18 protein-coding genes are annotated in these 22639 nt (G+C 59.2%); 5 read left to right on the top strand and 13 right to left on the bottom strand.

Annotation, left to right across the window (positions count from 1 at the left end; genetic code table 11):
* Positions 1-61 precede the first annotated feature (61 nt).
* The 10 genes from PLU01S_RS03900 to PLU01S_RS03855 form a co-directional block, all read right to left on the bottom strand.
* A complete protein-coding gene (locus tag PLU01S_RS03900; protein ID WP_074822311.1) occupies positions 62-1084 on the bottom strand; it encodes a Gfo/Idh/MocA family protein in 1023 nt (340 codons plus the stop codon).
* Between the two features lie 143 nt (positions 1085-1227).
* Positions 1228-2085, bottom strand: a complete 858-nt coding sequence (locus tag PLU01S_RS03895) for a sugar phosphate isomerase/epimerase family protein (protein WP_074822309.1) — start codon at positions 2083-2085, stop codon at positions 1228-1230.
* Positions 2086-2147: 62 nt separating this feature from the next.
* A complete protein-coding gene (iolG, locus tag PLU01S_RS03890; RefSeq protein WP_074822306.1) occupies positions 2148-3158 on the bottom strand; it encodes a bifunctional inositol 2-dehydrogenase/D-chiro-inositol 1-dehydrogenase in 1011 nt (336 codons plus the stop codon).
* 95 nt (positions 3159-3253) lie between these two features.
* A complete protein-coding gene (gene iolD, locus PLU01S_RS03885) occupies positions 3254-5191 on the bottom strand; it encodes a 3D-(3,5/4)-trihydroxycyclohexane-1,2-dione acylhydrolase (decyclizing) (RefSeq protein WP_074822303.1) in 1938 nt (645 codons plus the stop codon).
* A 90-nt stretch (positions 5192-5281) separates the two neighbouring features.
* Entirely contained in the window at positions 5282-6124 is an 843-nt protein-coding gene (locus PLU01S_RS03880) for a TIM barrel protein (RefSeq protein ID WP_074822300.1), read from the bottom strand.
* A gap of 50 nt (positions 6125-6174) precedes the next feature.
* Positions 6175-7677, bottom strand: coding sequence for a CoA-acylating methylmalonate-semialdehyde dehydrogenase (locus PLU01S_RS03875; protein WP_074822298.1), 1503 nt, complete (start codon positions 7675-7677; stop codon positions 6175-6177).
* Positions 7678-7753: 76 nt separating this feature from the next.
* Positions 7754-9220 (bottom strand): sugar porter family MFS transporter, encoded by a 1467-nt coding sequence (locus PLU01S_RS03870; protein WP_074822295.1) that lies wholly within the window; start codon positions 9218-9220, stop codon positions 7754-7756.
* A gap of 145 nt (positions 9221-9365) precedes the next feature.
* Positions 9366-10175 (bottom strand): 5-deoxy-glucuronate isomerase, encoded by an 810-nt coding sequence (gene iolB / locus PLU01S_RS03865; protein ID WP_074822292.1) that lies wholly within the window; start codon positions 10173-10175, stop codon positions 9366-9368.
* Between the two features lie 11 nt (positions 10176-10186).
* A complete protein-coding gene (gene iolE, locus PLU01S_RS03860; RefSeq protein WP_074822290.1) occupies positions 10187-11098 on the bottom strand; it encodes a myo-inosose-2 dehydratase in 912 nt (303 codons plus the stop codon).
* A 53-nt stretch (positions 11099-11151) separates the two neighbouring features.
* The gene (locus PLU01S_RS03855) at positions 11152-13095 is read right to left on the bottom strand and encodes a bifunctional 5-dehydro-2-deoxygluconokinase/5-dehydro-2-deoxyphosphogluconate aldolase (RefSeq protein WP_074822287.1); all 1944 of its coding nucleotides are present in this window, start codon (positions 13093-13095) and stop codon (positions 11152-11154) included.
* A 320-nt stretch (positions 13096-13415) separates the two neighbouring features.
* Between PLU01S_RS03855 and PLU01S_RS03850 the strand changes: the two genes are divergently transcribed.
* Positions 13416-14561 carry an acetyltransferase domain-containing protein gene (locus tag PLU01S_RS03850; RefSeq protein ID WP_074822285.1) on the top strand — a complete coding sequence of 382 codons (1146 nt, stop codon included), beginning with the start codon at positions 13416-13418 and terminating at the stop codon, positions 14559-14561.
* Between the two features lie 58 nt (positions 14562-14619).
* On the opposite strand, the gene PLU01S_RS03845 is transcribed toward PLU01S_RS03850, so the two are convergent.
* Positions 14620-15135, bottom strand: a complete 516-nt coding sequence (locus PLU01S_RS03845; protein ID WP_074822282.1) for a dihydrofolate reductase — start codon at positions 15133-15135, stop codon at positions 14620-14622.
* 106 nt (positions 15136-15241) lie between these two features.
* Here PLU01S_RS03845 and PLU01S_RS03840 point away from each other — a divergent pair, with 106 nt between their 5' ends.
* Both PLU01S_RS03840 and PLU01S_RS03835 read left to right on the top strand, forming a co-directional pair.
* Positions 15242-16639, top strand: a complete 1398-nt coding sequence (locus tag PLU01S_RS03840; RefSeq protein WP_074822279.1) for a DUF2868 domain-containing protein — start codon at positions 15242-15244, stop codon at positions 16637-16639.
* A 72-nt stretch (positions 16640-16711) separates the two neighbouring features.
* A complete protein-coding gene (locus tag PLU01S_RS03835) occupies positions 16712-18091 on the top strand; it encodes a DUF3482 domain-containing protein (protein ID WP_074822277.1) in 1380 nt (459 codons plus the stop codon).
* A gap of 3 nt (positions 18092-18094) precedes the next feature.
* On the opposite strand, the gene PLU01S_RS03830 is transcribed toward PLU01S_RS03835, so the two are convergent.
* Positions 18095-19048 carry a LysR family transcriptional regulator gene (locus PLU01S_RS03830; RefSeq protein ID WP_074822273.1) on the bottom strand — a complete coding sequence of 318 codons (954 nt, stop codon included), beginning with the start codon at positions 19046-19048 and terminating at the stop codon, positions 18095-18097.
* A 163-nt stretch (positions 19049-19211) separates the two neighbouring features.
* Between PLU01S_RS03830 and PLU01S_RS25635 the strand changes: the two genes are divergently transcribed.
* Positions 19212-19364: a hypothetical protein gene (locus PLU01S_RS25635; RefSeq protein ID WP_159435093.1), complete on the top strand. Its 153-nt coding sequence runs from the start codon at positions 19212-19214 to the stop codon at positions 19362-19364.
* Positions 19365-19428: 64 nt separating this feature from the next.
* Positions 19429-21633: an FUSC family protein gene (locus PLU01S_RS03825; RefSeq protein WP_074822270.1), complete on the top strand. Its 2205-nt coding sequence runs from the start codon at positions 19429-19431 to the stop codon at positions 21631-21633.
* Between the two features lie 64 nt (positions 21634-21697).
* Here the strand turns inward: PLU01S_RS03825 and PLU01S_RS03820 are convergent, their stop codons facing one another.
* A complete protein-coding gene (locus PLU01S_RS03820) occupies positions 21698-22492 on the bottom strand; it encodes a thymidylate synthase (protein WP_074822268.1) in 795 nt (264 codons plus the stop codon).
* Between the last annotated feature and the right edge of the window lie 147 nt (positions 22493-22639).

The raw sequence follows: 22639 nt of genomic DNA, 5'->3' as shown, positions 1-22639 counted from the left end.
AGATGCAAGGCCTGGAAGGGATGTTTGCCTCCAGGCTTTTATCGAGGTGGAACTAAGATGATCAGCCCAGAGTAATGACCTGACCCTGCTGCGCACTACGGCGGGCAGCATCCAGCACTCGTGTGGTTTCCAGGGCATCTTCCAGTGAGATTGGCAGCTCGCCTTTACCGCTCAGGGCAGCTACCAGGTGTTCATAGAAGAGATCCCAACGACCCTGCTCGGAAGGCACTAGCTCACGCTCTTCGCCATGCTGCACCCAGCCCCAACGCAGGTGTTCTTCAACCCCCCAGCGGTCACGCTCGGTCTTGGGTGAACGTCCAGCCAGGAGTGCCTGATCCTGCCCATCTAGGTGCTCGATTCGATAGCAGCCCTCAGTGCCATTGACCTTGAGCCGAGGCCCGGGATTGTGTTGAACCGTGCTTCCCCAAAGACGAGAAACAACCCCGTTTTTGTGGGTAAGCGACACAAAGAAATCCTCATCGAGTTGCTGCTGCTCATCTACAAAGCGGACCTCGGCATAAACTGAGCGTACGGGTCCAAACAGCCAGAGCGCCTGATCGACCAGATGGCTGCCCAGGTCCCGCAAAAGGCCCCCGCCATTGGCATTACCCCGAGTGCCGGAGACAAAGGTCTCCACACGGGATTCGAAAGTAAGGACATCACCCAGCTGGCCGGAGGTAATCATTCGGCGAGCAGTACGGATATCCGAGTCCCAACGGCGGTTCATATAAACCGTCAGCGGCACGCCTGCTTCGCGTGCGGCCCCGATCAGCAGCTGCGCACGCGATTCATCCAACGCAAAGGGTTTATCGCTGACCACGGGAATGCCTCTGGAAATAGCCTCCAGAACCATTTTCTCTCGGGTTTCGGGTGGCGTGGAAATTACCACGGCATCTACACCCGCATCGATAAGGTCAGCCAGCGTATCGTAGGCAGGTACACCGGGGTAATCCTGCTGCAACTCGGCGCGGCGCTCGGGAGAGCGCGTCACAACGCCCACCAAGGCAATAGGTGACACTGATGTAATCAGAGGCGCATGGAAAAAACGCCCACCCTTACCATAACCAACCAAACCAACACGCATAAAAACCTCCGAGCAATAACAGGCCTACCCCGTGTCGGACAACGAAGCGCGCCAGGGTTCTTTTTTATTAGGGAAACAGCAGCACTGCATAACGGCTGTGCAAGCCGGGAGCCCGTAAACAGCTCCCGGTCGAAAGAGATGGATTAGCCAAGCTCCCGCTTGACCCGCTCCAGCATGAAGCGGCTCGATTCATCAGCTCGATCTTCGAAGCCAAACACCGCCACGGTAGCGATACCGTCGAATTTCATTTCCCGCAACGTAGAGAAGAAGGCCTCCCAGTCCACTTCGCCTTGCCCGATATCCAAGTGCTGGTGGACGGTGGCGTTGACGCCCGGCGGATTGACGATATAACGAAGGCCCGACGAAGCTCGATGATTCCAGGTGTCGGCAATAATCACGTGGGTCAGTTTGTCCCAGGCGTAATGCAGCATCGAGGCGATATCGCCCTTGCCGTCATCGTAGAAAAAGGTGTGTGGCGCAGCGTACAGGTAGTTCACGAAGTCTTTGTCGAGGCCACGGATCAGGTCGACCGACTCGTTGTTGCGCTCGCTGAAGTCATAGGGATGCGCCTGGATGTCGAGCTTGATGCCTTCGCGTTCGAAGATTGGCAGGAGCTCTTCCATGGACTTCATGAACTGGTTTTCGCACACCAGCGGCTGGTCCGACTGACCACTGAATTCGGTGTTCATGAGATCGCAGTCCATTTCTACGGAGATCTCGATAGCGCGCTTCCAGTTACGAACCGCTGCCTTGCGCAGCTCCTCATCCGGTGCAGCCCAATGATAGACCGGTAGCAGCGAGGACAGCTTTACACCGGTATCGCTCAGTGCCTTTCTGAATTCACGGATCCGAGCCTTGTCGACGCGTGGGTACTTATAGAACGGCAGGAAATCGTCCCGCGGGGACAGTTCGATGTATTCGTAACCCAGCTCCGCTACTTTATCCACCATCTTGGGGATGGGCAGGAAACGGTACATGTTCGGGTCCAGACAAATACGCATGATCTGTTCTCCTGTGGCGGCCCCTCCCCTGAAGGAGAGGCCTTTTATCTGTTATGGAAGGCTTACTCGTAGAAGGCAGGACGCTGTGGCAGGCGGATCGGCTCGATGGCGCCGCTGCGCTGGGCAGCCACGCAGGCATCGGCAGTCACGGCGGCGGTGTAACCATCCCATGAGGATGGACCGGTGATCTTGCCCGCCTTGATACCGTCAATGAACGCCTGCAGCTCCACGTCGTAGGCATCGATGAAACGCTGCTTCCAGTCCATGAGGATTTCAGTGGACAACTTGGCACCGCTGCGCAACTGAACGGAAGCAGGCTCCGGCAGCTTGGCAATGCCACGCTCGCCGACGACTTCGCACTGGATGTCGTAGCCGTACTGGCAATTGACGAAGACTTCCACGTCGATACGGGTGCCCTTGGCAGTTTCCAGCAGGACAATCTGTGGGTCCTTCAGATGAGCAAAGGCCTGGGACGTCTTTCGGGGATAGATGACCTGGGCTGACACATACTGATCGTCCAGCAGCCAGCTCAAGACATTAATCTCGTGGATCAGCGTGTCGACGATGGCCATCTCGGTGGTATAGGACTCGCCTACCGTCGGGTTGCGGTGCGCCGCGTGGATCATCAGCGGCTCGCCGATCTTATCGCTGTCAATCACGGCCTTGAGCGCGCGATAGCCCTGATCGTAAGGACGCATGAAACCGACCTGTACCAAACGCTTGCCATGCTCCATCTCAGCCTCGACGATTTTCTTACAGCCCTCTGCCGTGACGGCCAGCGGTTTTTCGCAGAAGACCGGCTTGCCGGCCGCGATGGCCGACAGCACGAACTCTTCATGGCTTGGCCCCCAGGAGGTGACGAGAATCGCGTCCACTTCCGATGCATTGATCAGGTCGTGGCCGCTGGCATAAACCTCGGCTTCAATGCCCTGCTGCTGGACGACCTTGGCGGCCTGCTCCTGATTGATGTCGTTGACTGCCACGACTGTACTGCCCACCAGTGCATGACTGCACCGACGAATGTGATCCTGTCCGATAGCCCCTGTTCCGATTACGCCGATACGCAGTGTCATGGTCATTCTCCGTTTGGAATTCTTGTTCGAAAAACGTTGGGGTAATACCGGGCGTGATAGGCAGCGCTGCACTCAACCCATCGGCGCCCTGCAAATCAGTACTGTCGCGCTTTGGCAGTGTTCTCCTTGAGCATGCGTGACACTGCCTGGACCTTCTCGCTGGTGGAGACTTCGGCACCACCGACGCGCCACCAGGAGAGGTATTTGTGAATCATGGTCTTGGGCAGGACCTTGATGTCGATCAGCGTGGAGACCGTCTGCCGACGTGCGTCTTCCAGCGCGGTATGAAGTTCGTCCAGTGTCTTCACACGGTAGGTTTTGCAGCCATAGGCGGCGGCGCTCATGGCGAAATCCACCGGGACAAAGCCGCCATCGAGCTTGCCGGTTTCTGGGTTGCGATAGCGGAACTCGGTACCAAAGCTGTCCATGCCGTGCTCCATTTGCAGGTTGTTGATGCAGCCGAACGTCATGTTGTCCAGGAGAATCACATTGATCTTCTGGCGCTCCTGAATGGACGTTGCCAGTTCGGAGTGAAGCATCATGTAGGAGCCATCCCCAACCAGGGCATAAACCTCTCGCTCGGGCTCGGCCATCTTCACGCCCAGCGCTGCATTGATTTCATAGCCCATGCAGGAGTAGCCATACTCCAGGTGATAGGTGTTGGTCCCCTTGCTGCGCCAGGCCCGCTGTAGATCGCCCGGCAGGCTGCCGGCAGCGGCAACGATGATGTCTTCGTTGGCCAGGGTTTCATTCAGCGCACCCAGCACGCGGCTCTGGGTCAGGCTGGAGCCGGTCAGCTCGACAAACTCTTCGAGCACGGCACGTGGCAGGTGATCGTCGATCTCCGGCACAAAGTTTTCGGTGCCGTATTCAACGCTATAGACACGGTCGATTTCCTCCTTGAGCTTGGCGCGGGCCTGCTGGGGAGCACCGCCCCATTGCGCCTTGTAGCCGGTAGGACCCAAGGCTTCGCCCAGTGCATCCAGCCCCACTTTCGCATCCGCTACGACCTGCATGGCATCGAGTTTGTAAGCATCGAAGGCACTGGCGTTGAGGTTGATAAACTGGACGTCCGGGTTCTGGAAAATCCACTTGGACGAGGTGGTGAAATCGGTGTAACGCGTGCCAACGCCAATAACCAGATCAGCTTCCTTGGCCAGCAGGTTAGCTGCAAGACACCCGGTTTCGCCAATGCCGCCCACGTTCAGCTCATGGGCCGAGACGATAGCGCTCTTACCCGCCTGGGTCTCGGCGAACGGAATTTCGAAGCGCTCGGCAAAGCGCTGCAGGGCTTCGGCTGCGCCTGAGTACTTGACCCCACCGCCACAAATCAGCAGCGGCTTGCGCTTGCCCTGGAGCAGCGCCACGGCATCGTCCAGCATGGCCTCAGTGGCTGGGCGGCGGTCGATGCGGTGCACGCGCTTCTGGAAAAAGTAATTCGGGTAATCGTAGGCTTCGCCTTGCACGTCCTGCGGCAGGGCCAGGGTTACGGCACCGGTTTCGGCCGGGTCGGTCAGCACACGCATGGCATTGATGGCAGCGGTCATCAATTGCTCGGGACGGGTGATGCGATCCCAGTATTTACTAACGGCCCGGAAGGCATCGTTGGTGCTGATGGAGAGATCATGGGACTGCTCGATCTGCTGTAGTACGGGGTCAGGCTGACGACTGGCGTAGACGTCCCCCGGCAGGAGCAGTACTGGAATCCGGTTGGCTGTTGCAGTGGCTGCCGCGGTGATCATGTTGGCAGCCCCTGGGCCGACCGATGAGGTGCAGGCATAAATCTGGCGACGCAGCTTCTGCTTGGCAAAGCCTACGGCGGCATGGACCATGCCCTGCTCATTACGGCCCTGATGGATGATTAGATCCCCAGCGTCCTGCTCCAGCGCCTGCCCAAGCCCCAGCACGTTGCCGTGCCCAAAGATGGTAAAGATGCCTTTGACGAACTTGGTTTCAACCCCATCGACGCTCACGTACTGGTTATCGAGAAACTTCACCAGCGCCTGGGCCATGGTCAGTCGTGTTGTACTCATGTTGTCACCCTTTCAATTCCACGCCTGGGGTCGAGTACAGGGCGACATGTGCCGCCCTGCCTTGCCCTTTGTTATAGGTACTGTCTCTGCTTAGGCCGCCTGCCCTTCGGCAGCGTCTACACGTGCTTTCAGATGCTGCATGCTGGCTAGCAATGACGGCTGAATATCCGTCAGCGCATGGACGCTTTCGGCGAACGGCTCGAACGACAGGTGGCCGTTATAGCCCAGCTTGAGCAGCTCACGAACCTGTGCGGCATTGCCCAGGATGTCGGCCTCGCCCACCAGCACGCGGTGGCCATCGCGGATGGTATTCAAGGGCAACGCACCGTCTTCCACACCCGAGATGTGTACCAGGCCGGTCATTTCAGGGAAGAACTCCTGCTCGCCTGCCAGATGGTGATGGAAGGTGTCATGCACGACACGGAACACGTCACGCCCACTAACCGCATTGATAGCGTCTACGGCATCGCGCTTGCGGCGCAGCGAGCATTCCTCAAAGCCCAGCGGTTCGACAAAGCCCAGGATGCCGTGCTCACGCAGGATAGGCGCCAGCTCGGTCAGCGCGGTATGCAGGTCACGGGCGCGTTCGGCCTCGCTACGCGGGTCTTTGGGATCATTGAGCGGGCACATGACCAGACCCTCTGCGCCACAGTCGCGGGCGTAGGCGGCCAGCTTTAACGTCTGGGCACGACGCTCGTCATTCCACACATCGAAGGGATACAGCGCATTGATCGACAGCACACGGATGCCCTTCTCCTGGCACAGCTGACGTACGCGTGAAGCGGGAGTGCCATCCTCTATTTCGATGCCTTTGAGGTCGTTGCGGATCTCAATGGCATCCGCGTTAAGCGTGATAGCAAGCGAAATGAACTCTTCCAACGGCAGGCGTGGGGCAACCATGCGGTTAAGGGCAAAACGTAAGGGCTGGCTCATCTTGTTGTTCTCCAGGATTCGATAAACGCAGTGCTGGTTTGGGGTATGGGTTATTTAGCAGTCGGCATGCTGAATTCGGCACCCTTGGCGATGCTGTCGGGCCAGCGCTGCATGACGCTCTTGTAACGGGTATAGAAACGGATGCCTTCTTCGCCATAGGCATGGTGGTCGCCAAACAAAGAGCGCTTCCAGCCGCCAAAGGAATGCCAGGCCATGGGGACGGGAATCGGTACGTTGATACCTACCATGCCCACCTGAATGGAGCGCGCAAACGCACGGGCCACGCCACCGTCGGTGGTAAAGCAGGACACGCCATTGCCAAATTCATGGGCATTGATCAGCTCGACGGCCGAGGCAAAGTCCGGCACGCGCACGATGCCCAGCACCGGGCCGAAGATTTCGTCCTTATAGATGGTCATCTCGGGCTTGACCTGATCAAACAGGGTTGCGCCAACAAAGAAGCCATTCTCGGCACCCGGCACCTTGAAGTTGCGACCGTCGACGATCAGTTGCGCACCCTCTTCAACACCTTTGGTGATGTACCCCTCGACCTTGGCCTTGTGCTGGGCAGTCACCAGCGGGCCCATGTCGGCCTCGCCTTCCATGCCGTTGCGTACACGGAGGTTGTCGATGCGGGGCAAAAGCTTTTCGATCAGCTTGTCGCCTACATCGCCTACGGCCACGGCGATGGAAATCGCCATGCAGCGCTCACCGGCGGAGCCGTAACCGGCACCGATCAAGGCATCGGCCGCCTGATCCAGATCGGCATCCGGCATGACGATCATGTGATTCTTCGCGCCACCCAGAGCCTGAACACGCTTACCGCGGCGGGTCCCTTCCTGGTAGATATATTCGGCGATGGGTGTGGAACCCACGAAGGAGATGGCTTCGACATCCGGGTGTTGTAGCAAGGCGTCCACAGCTTCCTTGTCGCCCTGTACTACGTTGAACACGCCATCGGGCAAACCGGCCTGCTTGAGCAGATCCGCCATGAGCAGGCTGGCGGAAGGATCGCGCTCGGAAGGCTTGAGGATAAAGGTATTGCCGGTGGCCAGTGCCATCGGAATCATCCACAGCGGCACCATGACCGGGAAGTTGAACGGCGTGATCCCGGCACAAACGCCCAGCGCCTGACGCATGTTGTAGTTGTCGATGCCACCACCGATGTTGTCGGTGAACGCTGTTTTCATCAAATGGGGCGCACCGCAGGCAAACTCGACAACCTCGATGCCGCGGGTGACTTCACCCATGGCATCGGACAGGACCTTGCCATGTTCAGACGTGATGAGCTGCGCCAGCTCCTTGTGGTGCTTGTCCAACAGCTCCTTGAACTTGAACAGGATGCGCGAACGGCGCAGAGCCGATTGTTCGGACCAGGCCGGAAACGCGGCCTTGGCGGCTGCGACAGCTTCATCCACCGTTTGGGTGGTCGCCAGGGCCACACGGGCCTTCACTTGTCCCAACGCCGGATTGAACACATCGCTGTAACGCTCGGTGCCCGCTTCCTGGACCTGACCATTGATGTAATGGCCGATGACTGTTTCTTGACTCATGTCGAACTCCTTAGGGGCCGCTCGAAGCACGGCGTAGCTAACAAAACCAATGGATCCTTACCGCGATCCGCTCTTATCAAATGGGCTTGGATGATAAGGCCCGACCGGTTTTCCGAGTATTGGCCGACATGGGCTGGCGACGAATCTTGGCCAGCATCACGCCTTCCATTTTTTCCAGCGATACACCACGGGTTTCAGGGACGAAACGGATGACGAACCAGTAGCTGAACACGCCAAAGCCTGCGAACAGCCACATCGGGAAGGCACCATTGAATGTGCTCATCAGGTAGGGATGGTCATTGATCATCGGGAATGTCTGGGTCACCAGGAAGTTGGCAATCCACATGCTGCACACGGCCACACTCATGCCCAGCGAGCGCAGACGATTCGGAAAAATCTCAGAGATCAGAACCCAGGTGCCGATTCCCCAGGACAACGCATACAGCAGCATGAACAGCAGCATCCCGAACAGCGTCAGGTAGCCGTCCTGATGGGTGTACATGGCGTAAGAAGTGATCAGGAGTCCGCTGACCGAGCCGATGGTGCCGTACTTCATCAGCGGAATCCGGCCGACGCGGTCGATCAGCCAGGCGCCGATCAGCGTGCCCACCAGCTGCATCACGCCAATCCAGATGGTCTGGAACAACGCGGACTCGGTACTGGCGGTGACGCCTTTGAGTACCATCGGCGCGTAATACATCATCACGTTCACGCCGCTGACCTGCTGAAGCATGGCCAGCATGCATCCGACAAACAGAATCATCCCCAAGCCGGACCTGCGCAGCTCCACTTTTTGCGGGCAGCCTTGGCGGTCCTGCTTCAATGAGTCCTTGATCTCTGCCAGGAGATGCCCGGCATGCTCGGCGTTGGAAATACGTGTCAGCGTCTTCAGGGCCTTATCGTCCTGACCGACCATCACCTGCCAGCGGGGCGACTCCGGAATGGTGAATACCATGATGCAGAAGAGAATGCAGGGCACGACTTCGGAGCCGATCATCCAGCGCCAGCCGTAATCGACCAGCCACTCCGCTGCTACATCACGGGCAATCAGGTAATTCACGGTAAAGACGATCACCTGGCCGGCGACGATGGCAATCGACTGCATGCCCAGGGCGCGCCCCCGCATGCCTTTGGGCGAGACCTCGGACATATACATGGGCGAGACCGTAGCCGCCAGACCCACGGCCAACCCGCCAATCATGCGGTAGATGACAAACCAGACGAAGCTGTCGACCACCGCCGCCCCTACTGCTGAAACGGTAAACAGCACAGCGGCCAGAACGAGCGCCTTCTTACGACCCAGACAGCCGGCTACCCAGCCTGCGCTCAAGGCACCGACGACGCAGCCGATGACCACATTGGAAACCGCCCAGCCGGTCTCGGCCGCAGACAGGGAAAAATACGCACGCAGCGAGTCCACAGCGCCGGAAATGACAGCAGTGTCATACCCGAACAGAATGCCGCCTAACGCCGCCACGGCGCAGATTCTCAGCACATAACCGATGTCATGGCGATGTGCATGGGTGGAAGTAGGGATCGTCATATCGCTCGCTCTGGTTCTTGTTCTTGGGTTTCCAGAAGTCAGCTACTACGAAGTTGCTTCTGATCGTGTATTCGGCTCGTGCACTCCTTGAAGCGCGTTGTCGTGGCTCCCGCCAACCATGGCGGGAGTTCGGTGTTGAAGCGGATCAGCCCTGAAGCAGCCACTCATGGGCCGGGTCGTTATGAAATTTCCAGACACGCTTGGGCCCGGCCATCACGTTGAGGTAATAGGAGGTGTATCCCCAGGGTACGGAAACCGGGTGGTAGCCCTTGGGAACGAGTACCACATCGTTGTTTTCCACGGTCATGGCCTGATCGATGCTGCGGTCGTCGGTATAGACACGCTGGAAGGCAAAGCCCTGGGGCGGATTCAGACGGTGGTAGTAGGACTCCTCCAGAAAGCTCTGTGCCGGCAGGTCATCCGTGTCGTGCTTGTGGGGCGGATAGCTGGAGGAATGACCAGACGGCGTGATCACCTCTACGACCAGCAGCGAATGCGCCTCGGCCGTGTCCGGCAGGATGTCGCAGACGTAACGGGTGTTGGCGTCCTTGCCTCGGGTTGAACGCTTCATGGTTGCTGGCTCGATCAGCCGGGGCGGCAACGTTTCTTCTGGATTGCCCGGCGCCAGACATACAGCAATTTCCGCATCACCGTGGGCTATCACCAGGGCTTCAGTAGCGGGCGGCAGGTAAGCGGCATAGGGTGACTTGTCCTCGAACACGCTTTGGCGATCGCCAATGTGTTCCCAGGCAAACGCACCCTTCTGCGGGTGATTCGCCTTGATGGTCGCCTTGCCGGCCAGCAGTACGATGCACACTTCCCTGTCCTGTCCGTTCACAGGCAGCTCATCGCCATCCTTGAGCTTATGGGCCGAAAAGCCCACGTATTCGAGTGCATTGTCGGGTACCTGGACCAGCGTGCGGCGTTCAGCGGAGCCTTTGACGAGCAAATCCATACAACCTCCTCTTAATAAAGGGTGAGTCGAGCGTTGGCGCGGGATACCAGTGCGCGCAGCGTTTCATACCCTTTCTGGGCGTAGAGATAACTGGGCGCCACGGCCGGATCCTGTTCGGCCTCCACTACCAGCCAGCCGCGATAATTAGCGGCATACAAGGTGTCGAGCAGTGGCGCAAAATCGATATCGCCATCGCCGGGCACCGTAAACGTGCCGTTGACGATGCAATCCGGGAAACTCCACTGGTTGTTACGGGCCAGCTGCACGACATTCTTGCGAACGTCCTTGAAGTGCACATGGCAAACGCGGTTGATATGTTTCTTTAATACGGCCAGCGGATCGCCACCGCCCATGTAACAGTGACCAGCATCGAACAGGAGCCCGACTTCCTCGCCAGTCACCTCCATCAGCCGATCAATGTCCTCGGGGGACTCCACATAGGCACCCATATGGTGGTGGTAGGCCAGACGCACCCCCTGGGACTGGGTGAAGCGTGCCAGAGCCGTCAGCTTGTCGCCGTAAACCTTCCACTGCTCGTCTGTATAAAAGCGTGGACGCTCAACCAGAGGGACCCGCTTGCTCTGAATGGAACCGGCCACTTCGCCATATACCAGGACCTTGGCGTTATTTTCGACTAACAGGCGGCAATGCTCGGCAATGTCCTTGATTTCATCTTCTGCGCTGCGATGCGCCATGAGGCTTGAGTACCAGCCGGACACCAGCTCCAGCCCGTACTCGCCCAGCACGTCACGCACACCTTCCGGCGTTTTGGGAAACTTGCCGTTGAGCTCAAACCCCTGGTAACCGATCTCCTTGCCCTCGCGCAGCGCTGTGCTCAGCGGGGTTTCGCCACCCAGCGAAGGGAGGTCGTCATTGCTCCAGGAGATCGGATTGATCCCGATCTTGACCGGTGAATTCGTCATGGTTGCCACACCTAATCTTGTTGTTGTCTGGTAGTGCGAAAAGTCGAGACGTATCAGCCCAGGCGGCGAGCCTCACGCCAGGACTTGATCAGAAACTCGAAAGTCGATTGCACCCGGCTGATCAACGCTTCGTCATCGATCTCACCGGCAAGCCAGGCGCGGCTCGGCTCCTGAAAGATCGTCCGGCCAACGGCAAACCCGCGACAGGTCTTGCTGGTACTGGCATGACGGAACCCTTCAGCCAGCTCTTCGGCCGGTGCATTGAGTCCCAGCAGCACAACCCCATGGCAATACGGATCGCGCTCGGTGATAAGTTCATCCAGCTTTTCCCACACTGCCTCAGGCTGGGACTCGATCTTCCACCAGTTGGGGTAAATTCCGATGTTGTAGAGCCGCTTGATGGCGCGGTAGAGCACATCCGGCTGATCGGAGGTGTGGTTCTTCGGCGGAATCACCTCCAACAGCAGCTCATGCCCGCTGACCTGAGCCGCTTCGTATAACCCCTTGAGCTGAGCTTCCTGCTCAAGGCGAAGCTCAGGCTCATCGTCCGGGTGAAACTGCACCAGACACTTGATGATCTGCTCCTGAGGCCACTTGATGAGATTGCTGCCAATGGAACGGCCATGCTCGAACGCCAGGGGACGCGAGCCCTGCAATTCCACCGGGCGGGCAATCCACCAGCCACGCCCCGTTGCCGTATTGAGGGCATCCTGGCCGAAACGCTCATCGGCCAGCAAACCAACATCGCCCTGCACGCCGTTCTCCCTCAGATCCGCCTCCACCCGCTCGATGGCACGGATGAACAGCTGCTTCAGCTCGGGAATGGCCTTGAGGTCGCGCCCGGCCTGCTGCGCCAGCTCTACCAGCTGACCGCGGTGATCGAAGGCAAAGATGTACAGCGGTTGCCAGGTCTTGCGCGGCACGCTTACCTGATGCAGGCGATTGAGCGCAGGGTCCAGATCCGGTCGGGTAATCGGTATCGGGCTGTTGAAGAAATAATCGAGCTCCGCCAGGGTAGGCATGGCCGGTGCACAGGCATGACGGGAGACGACCAGACCGCCACAGGCATTGGCCAGCTGGCAGCAGCGCTCATCATCACCGCCGGTAAGCCACCCGCGCAGGAAACCGGACATGAACGCGTCACCTGCGCCCAACACGTTGAGCACTTCCACACGGATGCCCTGGTAAATGCTACCGTCTTCCAGGCGCTCGGGAATCTCGCCATGAATCACGGTGCAGCCCAGCGCGCCCAGCTTAACCACCAGTGTCGCCTCGCTGACTTCACGCACCTTGCGAAGGGCAGTCAGCAGATCATCCGAGCCGCCGGCAATCATGAACTCTTCTTCAGTTCCGACGACCAGATCGAAACGCGGCAGGATACGCTGAACGTGGGCGCTTACCTGTGCATTGGCAATAAAACGGGTCTCACCATCCGCCTTACCGGTGAGACCCCAAAGTACCGGACGATAGTCAATGTCCAGTACACGCTTGACGTTGTGCTTCTCGGCATAGTCCAGCGCACGGCTGCTCGCCTTGTAGACGCCCTCGGTGGAGAAATGCGTACCGGTAATGAGCAAGGCCTTGCTTGAAGCGATGAAGGATTCGTCGATGTCTTCCTCGCGCAGCGCCATGTCGGCGCAGTTTTCGCGATAGAACACCAGAGGAAAGGTTTCACGGTCCTTGATTCCCAGCAGGACCATGGCGGTGAGCCGCTCAGGATCGACCTTGATGGCCCGGGTATCACAGCCTTCCTTGTTCAGAGATTCCACCAGGAAGCGGCCCATATGGTCATCGCCGACGCGGGTCAGCATGGCGGACTTCAACCCCAACCGGGCGGTGCCAAAGGCGATGTTGGCGGACGAGCCGCCCAGGTACTTGGCAAAACTGCTCACATCTTCGAGCCGTGCCCCGATCTGCTCTGCATACAGATCGACGCCGAGGCGCCCAAGACAGATGACATCCAGCTGACGTCCATTGGCAAAGGTTGTGTCGCCCATGGTGGCTCCTATTTATTTTTATCGGCCTGCGGTCTTTCGCACCGGGGTGCTGAACGAGTTGAAATCAGCCTAAAACGTCTTCACGCATTAATCAAACATTTTTTCCATTTTTTTCTATTTTGGAATTTTATTTCCACAAGCGAAGCGAAAAAGTCCTTTTGGCTTGAAGGTAGAAAAATCAGGATCTTGAGCGTTATTCAGATAATCACAGGGGTCAGCCAAACCGTAACCAAATGTGGCAGAACCAGGGACATACCATTGAAATAAGATAACATTACAGATCGCACTATCTGCTGATGTGTCTCATGGAACGACCTTAAATGACCTCAACGTCCCACCGCCTCAAAAGCATCGATGCCCTGCGCGGGCTCGTGATTGTATTCATGCTGCTCGATCATGTTCGCGAAACGTTCTTCCTGCATCGGCAGGTCATCGACCCCATGGATGTCGCCTCGACCTCACCTGACCTGTTCTTCAGCCGGATTGCCAGTCACCTGTGCGCACCGGTCTTCGTCTTCCTGACAGGCCTGGGTGCCTTTCTTTATGGCGCAAAGCATAATGATCGGGCTGCGGTTTCCAGCTTCCTGTTCAAGCGCGGGCTATTTTTGGTCATTCTGGAATTCACGCTGGTCAGCCTGGCCTGGACGTTCCAGTTCCCACCCAAGGTGATCTATCTGCAAGTGATCTGGGCCATTGGCCTGAGCATGATCATGCTGTCGGCACTGGTCTGGCTGCCCCGCGCAGCGCTGATCGCCATCGGCCTCGTGCTGGTAGCCGGGCACAATCTGTTGGACGGGGTGCATTTTCCGGCAGGCTCGCCCTTCCATGTCCCATGGGCGATATTGCATGACCGCGGCTGGATCGAATTGGGCGAAAGCCTGCGGCTGCGGACGTCCTATCCGCTTCTACCCTGGATTGGCGTGATTGCACTGGGCTATGCCGTAGGCCCATGGTTTACCCAGCTGAACCCGTCCGAGCGCCAGAAGCGCCTGCTAGGCTGGGGGCTTGGCGCCCTGTTGCTCTTCCTGGTATTGCGGATGATCAATGGCTATGGTCAGGCGCAGCAGTGGGTCACCGGAGAAACACCCCTGCTGACGGTGATGAGCTTTCTGAACATCACCAAGTACCCACCCTCCCTGCTGTTCCTCTCACTCACACTGGGCCTGGGCCTGTTATTACTCGTGCTGTTCGAGCGCAAGCCGGAAAACCGTCTGCTGCACTGGTTTACCGTGTTTGGCGCAGCACCGATGTTTTTCTACATCCTGCACCTGTACGTGTTAGGCGTACTGTACCGGATTGCCGTTGCCCTGTTCGGCCTCAATCAGGGAACGTACTTTGGCTTTGTTCATGTCTGGGCCTTGTGGATCAGCGCCATTGTGCTGGCCTTTGCGCTCTACTGGCCGGTTCGCTGGTTTGCCCACCTCAAGGCGCGCCGCCGCGATATCACCTGGTTGAAGTATTTCTAGAACGAAACGGGGCGCCTGATAGGCGCCCCGTTTTACAGGCAATCAACATGAGCAGCGCCTAGCGCTTGCGTTCCCACACTTCCAGCGCATATGCCGGACGGCCATCCTCGGACGGGTGCTCGTCACGCGATACCCGCTGCCACTGCTGCTCGTCCCATTCGGGGAAATACACATCCCCTTCCGGCTCCAGCGCCACACGGGTGAGGTAGAAGCGATCCGCATTAGGCAGCGCCTCGATGAAGAGCTGTGCCCCGCCGATCAGCATAACCTCACTGGCACCCTGCTCCCGGGCCCAGGACTCGGCTCGCGTCACCGCATCATCCAGCAACGTAAAGGTTTCGGCACCTTCGAGCGTCAGATCGGTCTGACGGCTGACGACCAGATTCAAACGCCCTGGCAATGGACGACCCAGCGAGTCCCAGGTCTTTCGACCCATGATCACCGGCTTGCCCAAGGTCACGGCCTTGAAGTATTTGAGTTCTGCCGGCAAGTGCCAGGGCAGACGATTTTCGTGGCCGATCACGCCATTGTCGGCGACCGCCACGATCAAGCTGAGAGGAGGTGTCTTGTTCATAGCCGCGCAGCATAGCAGAGCACAACCGCCTTGCCAGTGGCTTGCCAGTTAACACGCCGGATGCCGACCCGTTATTCTCCGCGCATCCCCAGGACGAGTTTGACGAGTGACCGAACCCACTACTGCCCCTTCCGATTCCACCCTTGATGCACTCTGGCTGACCGAAGCCGTCCGCCTGACCGAGGAAGAAGCCGGTCCGCTGGAAGACAGCGAGGCCAACCGCCGCGCGCGCGCCGCCGGCGGCAGCTTCATGCAGCGCCTGAACCTGCGCGCCCATCTGTTAGGCCAGCGTGACGGCCTTATCGAAGCCCGTCGCCACTGGCGTCAGGGTGCCACCCTCGCCTTCTGGCTGCTCGCCTTTCTGGCTGTATTGTCCGGTGCCGGCCTCGGCTTTGGCGCTCTGGGCGATGGCATGCGCCCGGTCAATGTCTTCTGGGCCTTGGGCAGTCTGTTGGGCCTGCACCTGTTGACCCTGCTGTTATGGCTGATCGGCTTTTTCGGCGGTGGACGCAACGCCAGTGTGTTGGGCCGCCTCTGGCTGTGGCTGGCCGGCAAGCTGGCCCGGGATGCTCGCGCAGCCCAGCTCGGCCCGGCACTGCTTATTCTCCTCGGTCGTCAACGGCTGGTGCGCTGGGGGCTGGGCACACTGGTGCATGGGCTCTGGCTGCTGGCCTTGAGTGCAACGCTGGGCATCCTGCTTGCCCTGCTGGCAACCCGCAGCTACAGCTTTATCTGGGAAACCACCATTCTGAGCAGCGATACCTTTGTCACCATGACTCACGCGCTGGGTGCGCTGCCTGCATTGCTGGGTTTTCCCATGCCGGATATCGAGACCATTCGTGCCAGTGGCAACGCGGCACAGGGGCTTGAGGCGGCACGTCATGCCTGGGCCGGTTGGCTGGTAGGCGTGCTGATTGTCTATGGTCTCATTCCCCGCGCGCTTCTCTTTGCCCTCTGCCTCTGGCAATGGCAACGCCGTCGCCAGCAACTGACGCTGGATATCGAGCAGCCCGGCTATGTGCTGCTACGTGAAAAGCTGATGCCTACCACCGAGCGTCTGGGCGTCAACGACGCTGCGCCTGAGCAGCTGCCGGAGCCGTCTGCCGGTAACCTCGAAATTGCCGGTGAAAGTGCTGTGCTGGTCGCGATTGAGCTGGACGACACACACACCTGGCCACCCGCGCTGCCGGACACGGTGCGCAACGCCGGTGTGCTGGACGACGGACAGCAGCGTCGCCGCCTGCTGGAGCAACTCACCCGTTATCCGCCCGTACGCCTGGTGATTGCCTGCGATCCCCGTCGTTCACCGGACCGAGGCACCCTGTCCCTGATCGGCGAACTGGCCCGCTGCGCAGGTACTACCCGCGTCTGGCTGCTACCCGCGCCTGCAGGCGCCCAACTGGATGCCGACCGCCTCGATGACTGGCGCCAGGGGCTCGATCGAATGGCACTTCCCCATGGAGAACGGTCTCCGCTGGAATGGTTGGAGACTGGACATGAATAAGTGGCGTTTGAGCGCGGTTGGAGTAAGCAAGGCGATGCCCAACAACGCCTGCGGCGCCTCAGGAGAACGTCCATGACCCAACCGCTCGTTCTGGCTGTTGTGGGCCATACCAATGTTGGCAAGACGTCCCTGCTGCGAACACTGACCCGCGACATCGGATTTGGCGAGGTCTCTCATCGCGCCAGTACCACGCGTCATGTAGAGGGTGTCCGGCTTTCCGTGGACGGCGAAGCCCTGATCGAACTCTACGATACGCCGGGTCTGGAAGATGCCATCGCTCTACGGGATTACCTTGACCAGCTCGAACGCCCCGGCGAGCGCTTGGATGGCCCCGCTCGCGTGGAGCGTTTCCTCGATACCGCCGAAGCCCGCAACCGCTTCGAGCAGGAGGCCAAGGTACTGCGCCAGCTGCGCAGCTCAGATGCCGGGCTCTATGTCGTCGATGCCCGCGAGCCGGTACTCGCCAAATACAAGGATGAGCTGGCCGTGTTGGCCGGGTGCGGCAAGCCGTTGCTGCCCGTCTTGAACTTTGTGGCAGCCGAGCAGCATCGCGAGGAAGAATGGCGCACTGCACTGGCACGCCTCGGGCTGCATGCCCTGGTGCGCTTCGACAGTGTTGCTCCGCCTGAGGACGGCGAGCGCCGCCTGTATGAAAGCCTGGCCTTACTCATCGAGCCGGCGCGCCCACGCTTGGAGCGTTTGATTGCCGATCACGAAGCCCAGGCAGTGGCACGTCAGCACAGCGCGGCACAGCTCATCGCCGAACTGCTGATCGACGCCGCCGCCTGCCGCTATGTAGTGCCGCCAGAGGACGACGCGGTAAAGGCCGCGACTCAACGACTGCGGGACGATCTGCGTAAGCGTGAGCAGCGCTGCGTGGAGGACTTACTCAAGCTGTACGGTTTTCGCTCGGGCGATGCACGCGCCGCTGACCTTCCATTACTGGATGGCCGCTGGGGAGATGATTTATTCAACCCCGAAACCCTGCGCATTCTGGGTATCCGTCTGACCGGGGGTGTTGCTGCCGGTGCTGCGGCAGGTGCCGGTATCGACCTATTGGCGGGTGGCTTGATGCTGGGTGCTGCAACAGCGTTGGGCGCCCTGGCAGGCGGGCTGCTGCAAACCGGCGGTCATTATGGTCAACGCCTGCTCGGCAAGCTACGCGGCCAGCGGGAGCTGACCGTGGACGATGCCGTGCTACGCCTGCTCGCCCTACGCCAGCGTCAACTGGTCAAGGCACTCGATGCCCGCGGTCACGCAGCCATGAAGGCTATCGAAGTGGAAACACCTGAGGATCAGCGCTGGCGTGAGGGCAAGCTTCCTGCCGCCCTGAATCACGCCCGTGCCCATCCGGAGTGGTCTTCGCTCAACGCTTCCCACAAGTTACGAGACGCCAACCGCCGCGAGCAGATCGAAGACCTGGCCGAGCAATTGGCGCAGCAGCCTGACTAATCATCAGGCGCTGACCGGGCCTTCTTCATACAGCCGCTTCACAGCCTGCTCGTCGGCCTTTAGAAGCCCCGGCAAGGTATCGCGCAGGAAGTCCACCAGCGTCCGGATCTTTGCATCCAGGTACTGGCGAGAGGGATACAACGCATAAACGTTAAGCGGGTACAGGCTGTGGTTTGGCAGGACCTGCTGCAGCGTCCCGTCCTTGAGCCCCTTGACGGCGGCATAGATCGGCAGCGCCCCTATGCCCATGCCAGAAGCAATGGCCTCCATCAAGGCATCCGCCGTGTTGACCTGAAATAGGGTCTGGTCAATTGTTACCAGCTCCTCGCCTTTTGGGCCTTGAAACAACCATTTATCCAGTGACATAGCCTTGTTCACCAAACGCAGGCAACGATGTTGACGCAAAGCAGCCGTCGTCTGGGGGGTGCCGTATTTTTCCAGATAAGCCGGCGATGCGCACAGAATGCTATGAGTACTGCCCAGTCGCTTGGAAAAGTAGCCTGAATCCTTAAGCTGGGAGGCCAGGATCACGGAGACGTCGTAGCCGTCCTCCAGGATATCGGTAAACGTGTTGGTCAGCCGCAGGTCGAAGTTCACCTCAGGGTATTGCTCGCAGTAACGGGCAATCGTCTTGATCAGGTAATGCTGGCCCAAGCCGGTCATGGTATGAACCTTGAGCTTGCCCACCGGATGCGCATGGGCATGGCTGGCTTCGGCCTCCGCCTCCTGAATGTAGGCAAAGATCTGTTGGCAACGCTGTAGGTAACGCTCCCCCGCCTCGGTCAGCGCGATCCGACGGGTAGTGCGGTGAAGTAAACGGGTTTGAAGGTGTGTTTCCAGATTGGTGACCGCCTTGGAAACGTAGGCGGTGGTAAGCTCAAGGCGTTGGGCCGCCGCGGTAAAGCTGCCGGCTTCCACAACACACATGAAAGCACGCATGTTAAAGAGATTGTCCATCGTACTCCTCTCAGAGCGACAAATTCTGGCACAACTCCCTACCCTTTGATTACTCGCTTTGCAGTTAATAATCCTTCACGATTTTCCTGCTTATTCCCGCCACCCTGCTCTACATAGAATGGATAGCGCTCGTCTGAGCTAGTGACTGTTTGAGTAGGCCACCGTGCTGCAACTGTTTCGGAAAACGCTTCCGCTTCCCGCTCCGCCTTATCTGATCGTAACACCCCTGTCAGCCCGTCTGTTCAGGCCGCTGTCTCGTCTGTTCAAGAAGATCTTGCCGCCGCTTCACGGTCAGTGCGCTATCGCCCTGCGCTGACTGCAACGCTGTTCTTCACCCTGACCGATTCACTCCGTGCGCCCTTTGAGCGTCGAGGTTACCGTTGCGCGCTATTTCTCTTGCCAGTCGATTACCGAGCCGCTCGGCCTGGCACCGTGCCCTGCTGGAATGGGCCCGTACCGATGGCATTACCTGGGCCTTCATTTTCAAGGCGCTGCTGACAGCACTGATTGCACTCTGGCTGGCCTACCGGTTGCAGCTACCCCAACCCAGTACGGTACTGGTCACCGTCTTTATCGTCATGCAGCCTCAAAGCGGACAGGTGCTGGCCAAGAGTTTCTATCGCATCATCGGAACGCTGGTCGGCCTGAGCGTAATGGTGCTGTTCATTGCCCTCTTCGCCCAGGAGCGGATCCTGCTGCTCGGCTCGCTGGCCATGTGGGTGGGCCTGTGTACAGCGGGCGCTGCACGTTATCGCGACTTTCGCGGTTATGCCTTTCTACTGGCCGGGTACACCGCCAGCCTGATCGGCTTGCCAGCCACGAGCCATCCGGAAAATGCCTTTATGCAGGCCCTGTGGCGTGTACTGGAGATTGGCCTGGGCATCTGCTGCACCGGTGCAGTCAGCGCTATCGTCCTGCCGCAGACGACCCGCACCGTGCTGCGTAATACGCTTTCCCTGCGTTTTCGTGATTTCGCCCGCATGGCTCATGAGGGCTTGAGCGGCGCATTGACGCGTGAGCAGTTCGAAACCCTGGCGGCACGCTTTGCGGCCGAGTCCGTAGGCTTTGAAAGCCTGCGCAGCGCCAGTGCGTTCGAAGACCCACACCTGCGTCAGCGCAGCGGTCGGCTGGCCAACCTAGGCAGCCAGTTCATGCAGCTCAACACCCGCTTCCATGCCTTGAACCAACTGCTGACCCGGATGCGCCAGCGCCCGCTCCTGCTGGACGCCTTTTCGCCCTGCCTTTCGGAGATCACCACATTGCTTGCACCGTTCGGTGAGCGGCTGACTACCGAGACCGACGCGGCCCGTCTGGCAGAAAAGCTCGCGCTGCACCGTGAGCCGCTGATGCAGTCTATTCGCGAGGGCCGAACGCAGCTTCAGGATCAACAGATTGGGGACAGCGACCTGCTGGACTTCAACACGGCCGCCGAACTGCTCTACCGCTTTGCCGAAGACCTCTACAGCTACTGCCTGGCCTATGCCACCCTGAACGGTCCCAAGCCACCCAAGACGCCGCCCCCGGAAAGCTTCACCCCCGTGGCCAACCGCATGGCAGCGGCCATTTCCGGTATACGCAGCGCCCTGGTGGTTCTCGTGCTGGGGCTGTTCTGGATCGAAACGTCCTGGCCCAGCGGTGATACCTGTGCGCTGGCAGCCGTCCTGATCTCAGCGCTTTCGTCGACTTCTCCTAACCCCCGCCGTTACTGCCTGCAACTGGCCGTCGGGACATTGGCCGGTTCATTGGCTGGCTTTTTTTTGGTGTTCTGGGTACTGCCTCAACTGGATGGCTTCCCCCTGTTGTTCTACGCGCTGTCGCCCGTGTTTGCCGTCGGCGCGTTTTTTATCACCCGTCCCCAGTGGGCGGGCTATGGCACAGGGCTGATGGTGTGGTTCTGCTCGGCCGCCTTGCCGGCCAACGTCACGCTGTATGATGCCAATGCCTTCTTCAATCAGTACCTGTCCTATCTGCTCGCCGCTTTTATCGCCACGGTCGCAGCTGCGGTGATCATGCCGCCTAATCGCCCATGGCTATGGGGACGTCTCGAGCAGGATTTACGCATGCGAGTCGTCTATGCCATCAGCGGCAAGCTCAAGGGATTGGCATCAGGCTTCGATAGCAGTACCCGCGACCTGCTCAACCAGGCCTATGTGCTTTCCACCGGCCATACCGCCGTGCAACGCCAACTTCTGCGCTGGATGTTCCTGTCACTGGAAATTGGTCATGCCATCATCGAGTTGCGCTACGAACAGGAAAACCTGCCCCTGCACCCCTGCTATCAGGAATCGAGACCCTGGCGACAGGCTATTCGCATCATGGGGCGTGCCCTGATCCGCCTGTTCGTGCAACCCTGCCCCAAGCATATGGAGCGGGCCTTGTCGGCAGTAGACCACGCCATCGAGACGGCACAAGCCGCCCAGATTCATCAGGAGCCCAACTCAGGACAGTTCGAACGCTCGCCGCTGCGCCGCGTGTGCAGTTACCTGCACTTCATCCGAACTTCGCTGCTGGACCCTAACTCGCCATTGAGCAAGCATAACCGCGGCTTCACGCAGACACGTGCAACGCGGCTGGATGAGCTGTAAGTCGAGCAGATGAACAGCTTCAGACCCGGAGCGCCCTACGCAGGCAGGGCGCTCCAGTGATACATCAAACGGCGACGAGCGCCTTGATGTGAGGATGGGATTCGTAGCCGACCAGCTCGAAGTCATCGAACGTGAACTCGAACAGGTCTTTAACCGCTGGGTTGAGCTTCATGGTAGGCAGGGGCAGCGGCTCGCGGGTCAGTTGCAGGTCCGTCTGCTCCAGATGGTTGGCGTACAGGTGGCTGTCACCGCCCGTCCAGATGAACTCGCCCGGCTCGTAACCCGTGACCTGCGCCACCATCATGGTCAGCAGCGCATAGCTGGCAATATTGAAAGGCACACCCAGGAAAATGTCCGCCGAGCGCTGGTAGAGCTGGCAGGAGAGCTTGCCATCTGCCACATAGAACTGGAACAGCGCATGGCACGGCGGCAGGGCCATCTCATCCACCAGGGCAGGATTCCAGGCGGAGACGATCAACCGGCGCGAGTCGGGATTCTTCTTGATCATCTCGATAACGTTGGCGATCTGGTCGATATGACGGCCATCCGGCGCGGGCCAGCTCCGCCATTGATAACCGTAGACCGGGCCAAGGTCACCGTTCTCATCGGCCCACTCATCCCAGATGGAAACACCGTTTTCCTTGAGGTAGGCGATGTTGGTCGAGCCTTTGAGAAACCACAGCAGCTCATGAATGATGGAACGCAGGTGCAGCTTCTTGGTGGTGACCATGGGAAAACCATCGGCCAGGTTGAAGCGCATCTGATAGCCGAACACGCTGTAGGTGCCGGTGCCGGTGCGGTCGCTTTTGAAGGTGCCGTGCTCACGCACGTGTCGCATCAGGTCTAGGTACTGTTTCATGCTGGGCTCGGTGCGGCGCCTCGGAGGGCGCGGGAGAAAAGTCAGTGCCTATGATAACGAAGCTGGCTGTTTGGATCACGTGCCCGGTCGTCGCGTGTCGGCCTGATACCTTTAAAGACCTTCAACGCACTCTCTCGCAAAATAAGA

Source organism: Pseudomonas luteola NBRC 103146 (assembly GCF_002091675.1).
Taxonomy (GTDB): Bacteria; Pseudomonadota; Gammaproteobacteria; order Pseudomonadales; family Pseudomonadaceae; genus Chryseomonas; species Chryseomonas luteola.
Note: the sequence above shows the minus strand (reverse complement) of the source record. Positions and strands in the feature narration are given on the sequence as shown.

Coding starts and splice junctions, on each gene's coding strand:
- PLU01S_RS03900 (WP_074822311.1), bottom strand. CDS start 1,084: ATGCGTGTTGGTTTGGTTGGTTATGGTAAGGGTGGGCGTTTTTTCCAT.
- PLU01S_RS03895 (WP_074822309.1), bottom strand. CDS start 2,085: ATGCGTATTTGTCTGGACCCGAACATGTACCGTTTCCTGCCCATCCCC.
- iolG (WP_074822306.1), bottom strand. CDS start 3,158: ATGACACTGCGTATCGGCGTAATCGGAACAGGGGCTATCGGACAGGAT.
- iolD (WP_074822303.1), bottom strand. CDS start 5,191: ATGAGTACAACACGACTGACCATGGCCCAGGCGCTGGTGAAGTTTCTC.
- PLU01S_RS03880 (WP_074822300.1), bottom strand. CDS start 6,124: ATGAGCCAGCCCTTACGTTTTGCCCTTAACCGCATGGTTGCCCCACGC.
- PLU01S_RS03875 (WP_074822298.1), bottom strand. CDS start 7,677: ATGAGTCAAGAAACAGTCATCGGCCATTACATCAATGGTCAGGTCCAG.
- PLU01S_RS03870 (WP_074822295.1), bottom strand. CDS start 9,220: ATGACGATCCCTACTTCCACCCATGCACATCGCCATGACATCGGTTAT.
- iolB (WP_074822292.1), bottom strand. CDS start 10,175: ATGGATTTGCTCGTCAAAGGCTCCGCTGAACGCCGCACGCTGGTCCAG.
- iolE (WP_074822290.1), bottom strand. CDS start 11,098: ATGACGAATTCACCGGTCAAGATCGGGATCAATCCGATCTCCTGGAGC.
- PLU01S_RS03855 (WP_074822287.1), bottom strand. CDS start 13,095: ATGGGCGACACAACCTTTGCCAATGGACGTCAGCTGGATGTCATCTGT.
- PLU01S_RS03850 (WP_074822285.1), top strand. CDS start 13,416: ATGACCTCAACGTCCCACCGCCTCAAAAGCATCGATGCCCTGCGCGGG.
- PLU01S_RS03845 (WP_074822282.1), bottom strand. CDS start 15,135: ATGAACAAGACACCTCCTCTCAGCTTGATCGTGGCGGTCGCCGACAAT.
- PLU01S_RS03835 (WP_074822277.1), top strand. CDS start 16,712: ATGACCCAACCGCTCGTTCTGGCTGTTGTGGGCCATACCAATGTTGGC.
- PLU01S_RS03830 (WP_074822273.1), bottom strand. CDS start 19,048: ATGGACAATCTCTTTAACATGCGTGCTTTCATGTGTGTTGTGGAAGCC.
- PLU01S_RS03820 (WP_074822268.1), bottom strand. CDS start 22,492: ATGAAACAGTACCTAGACCTGATGCGACACGTGCGTGAGCACGGCACC.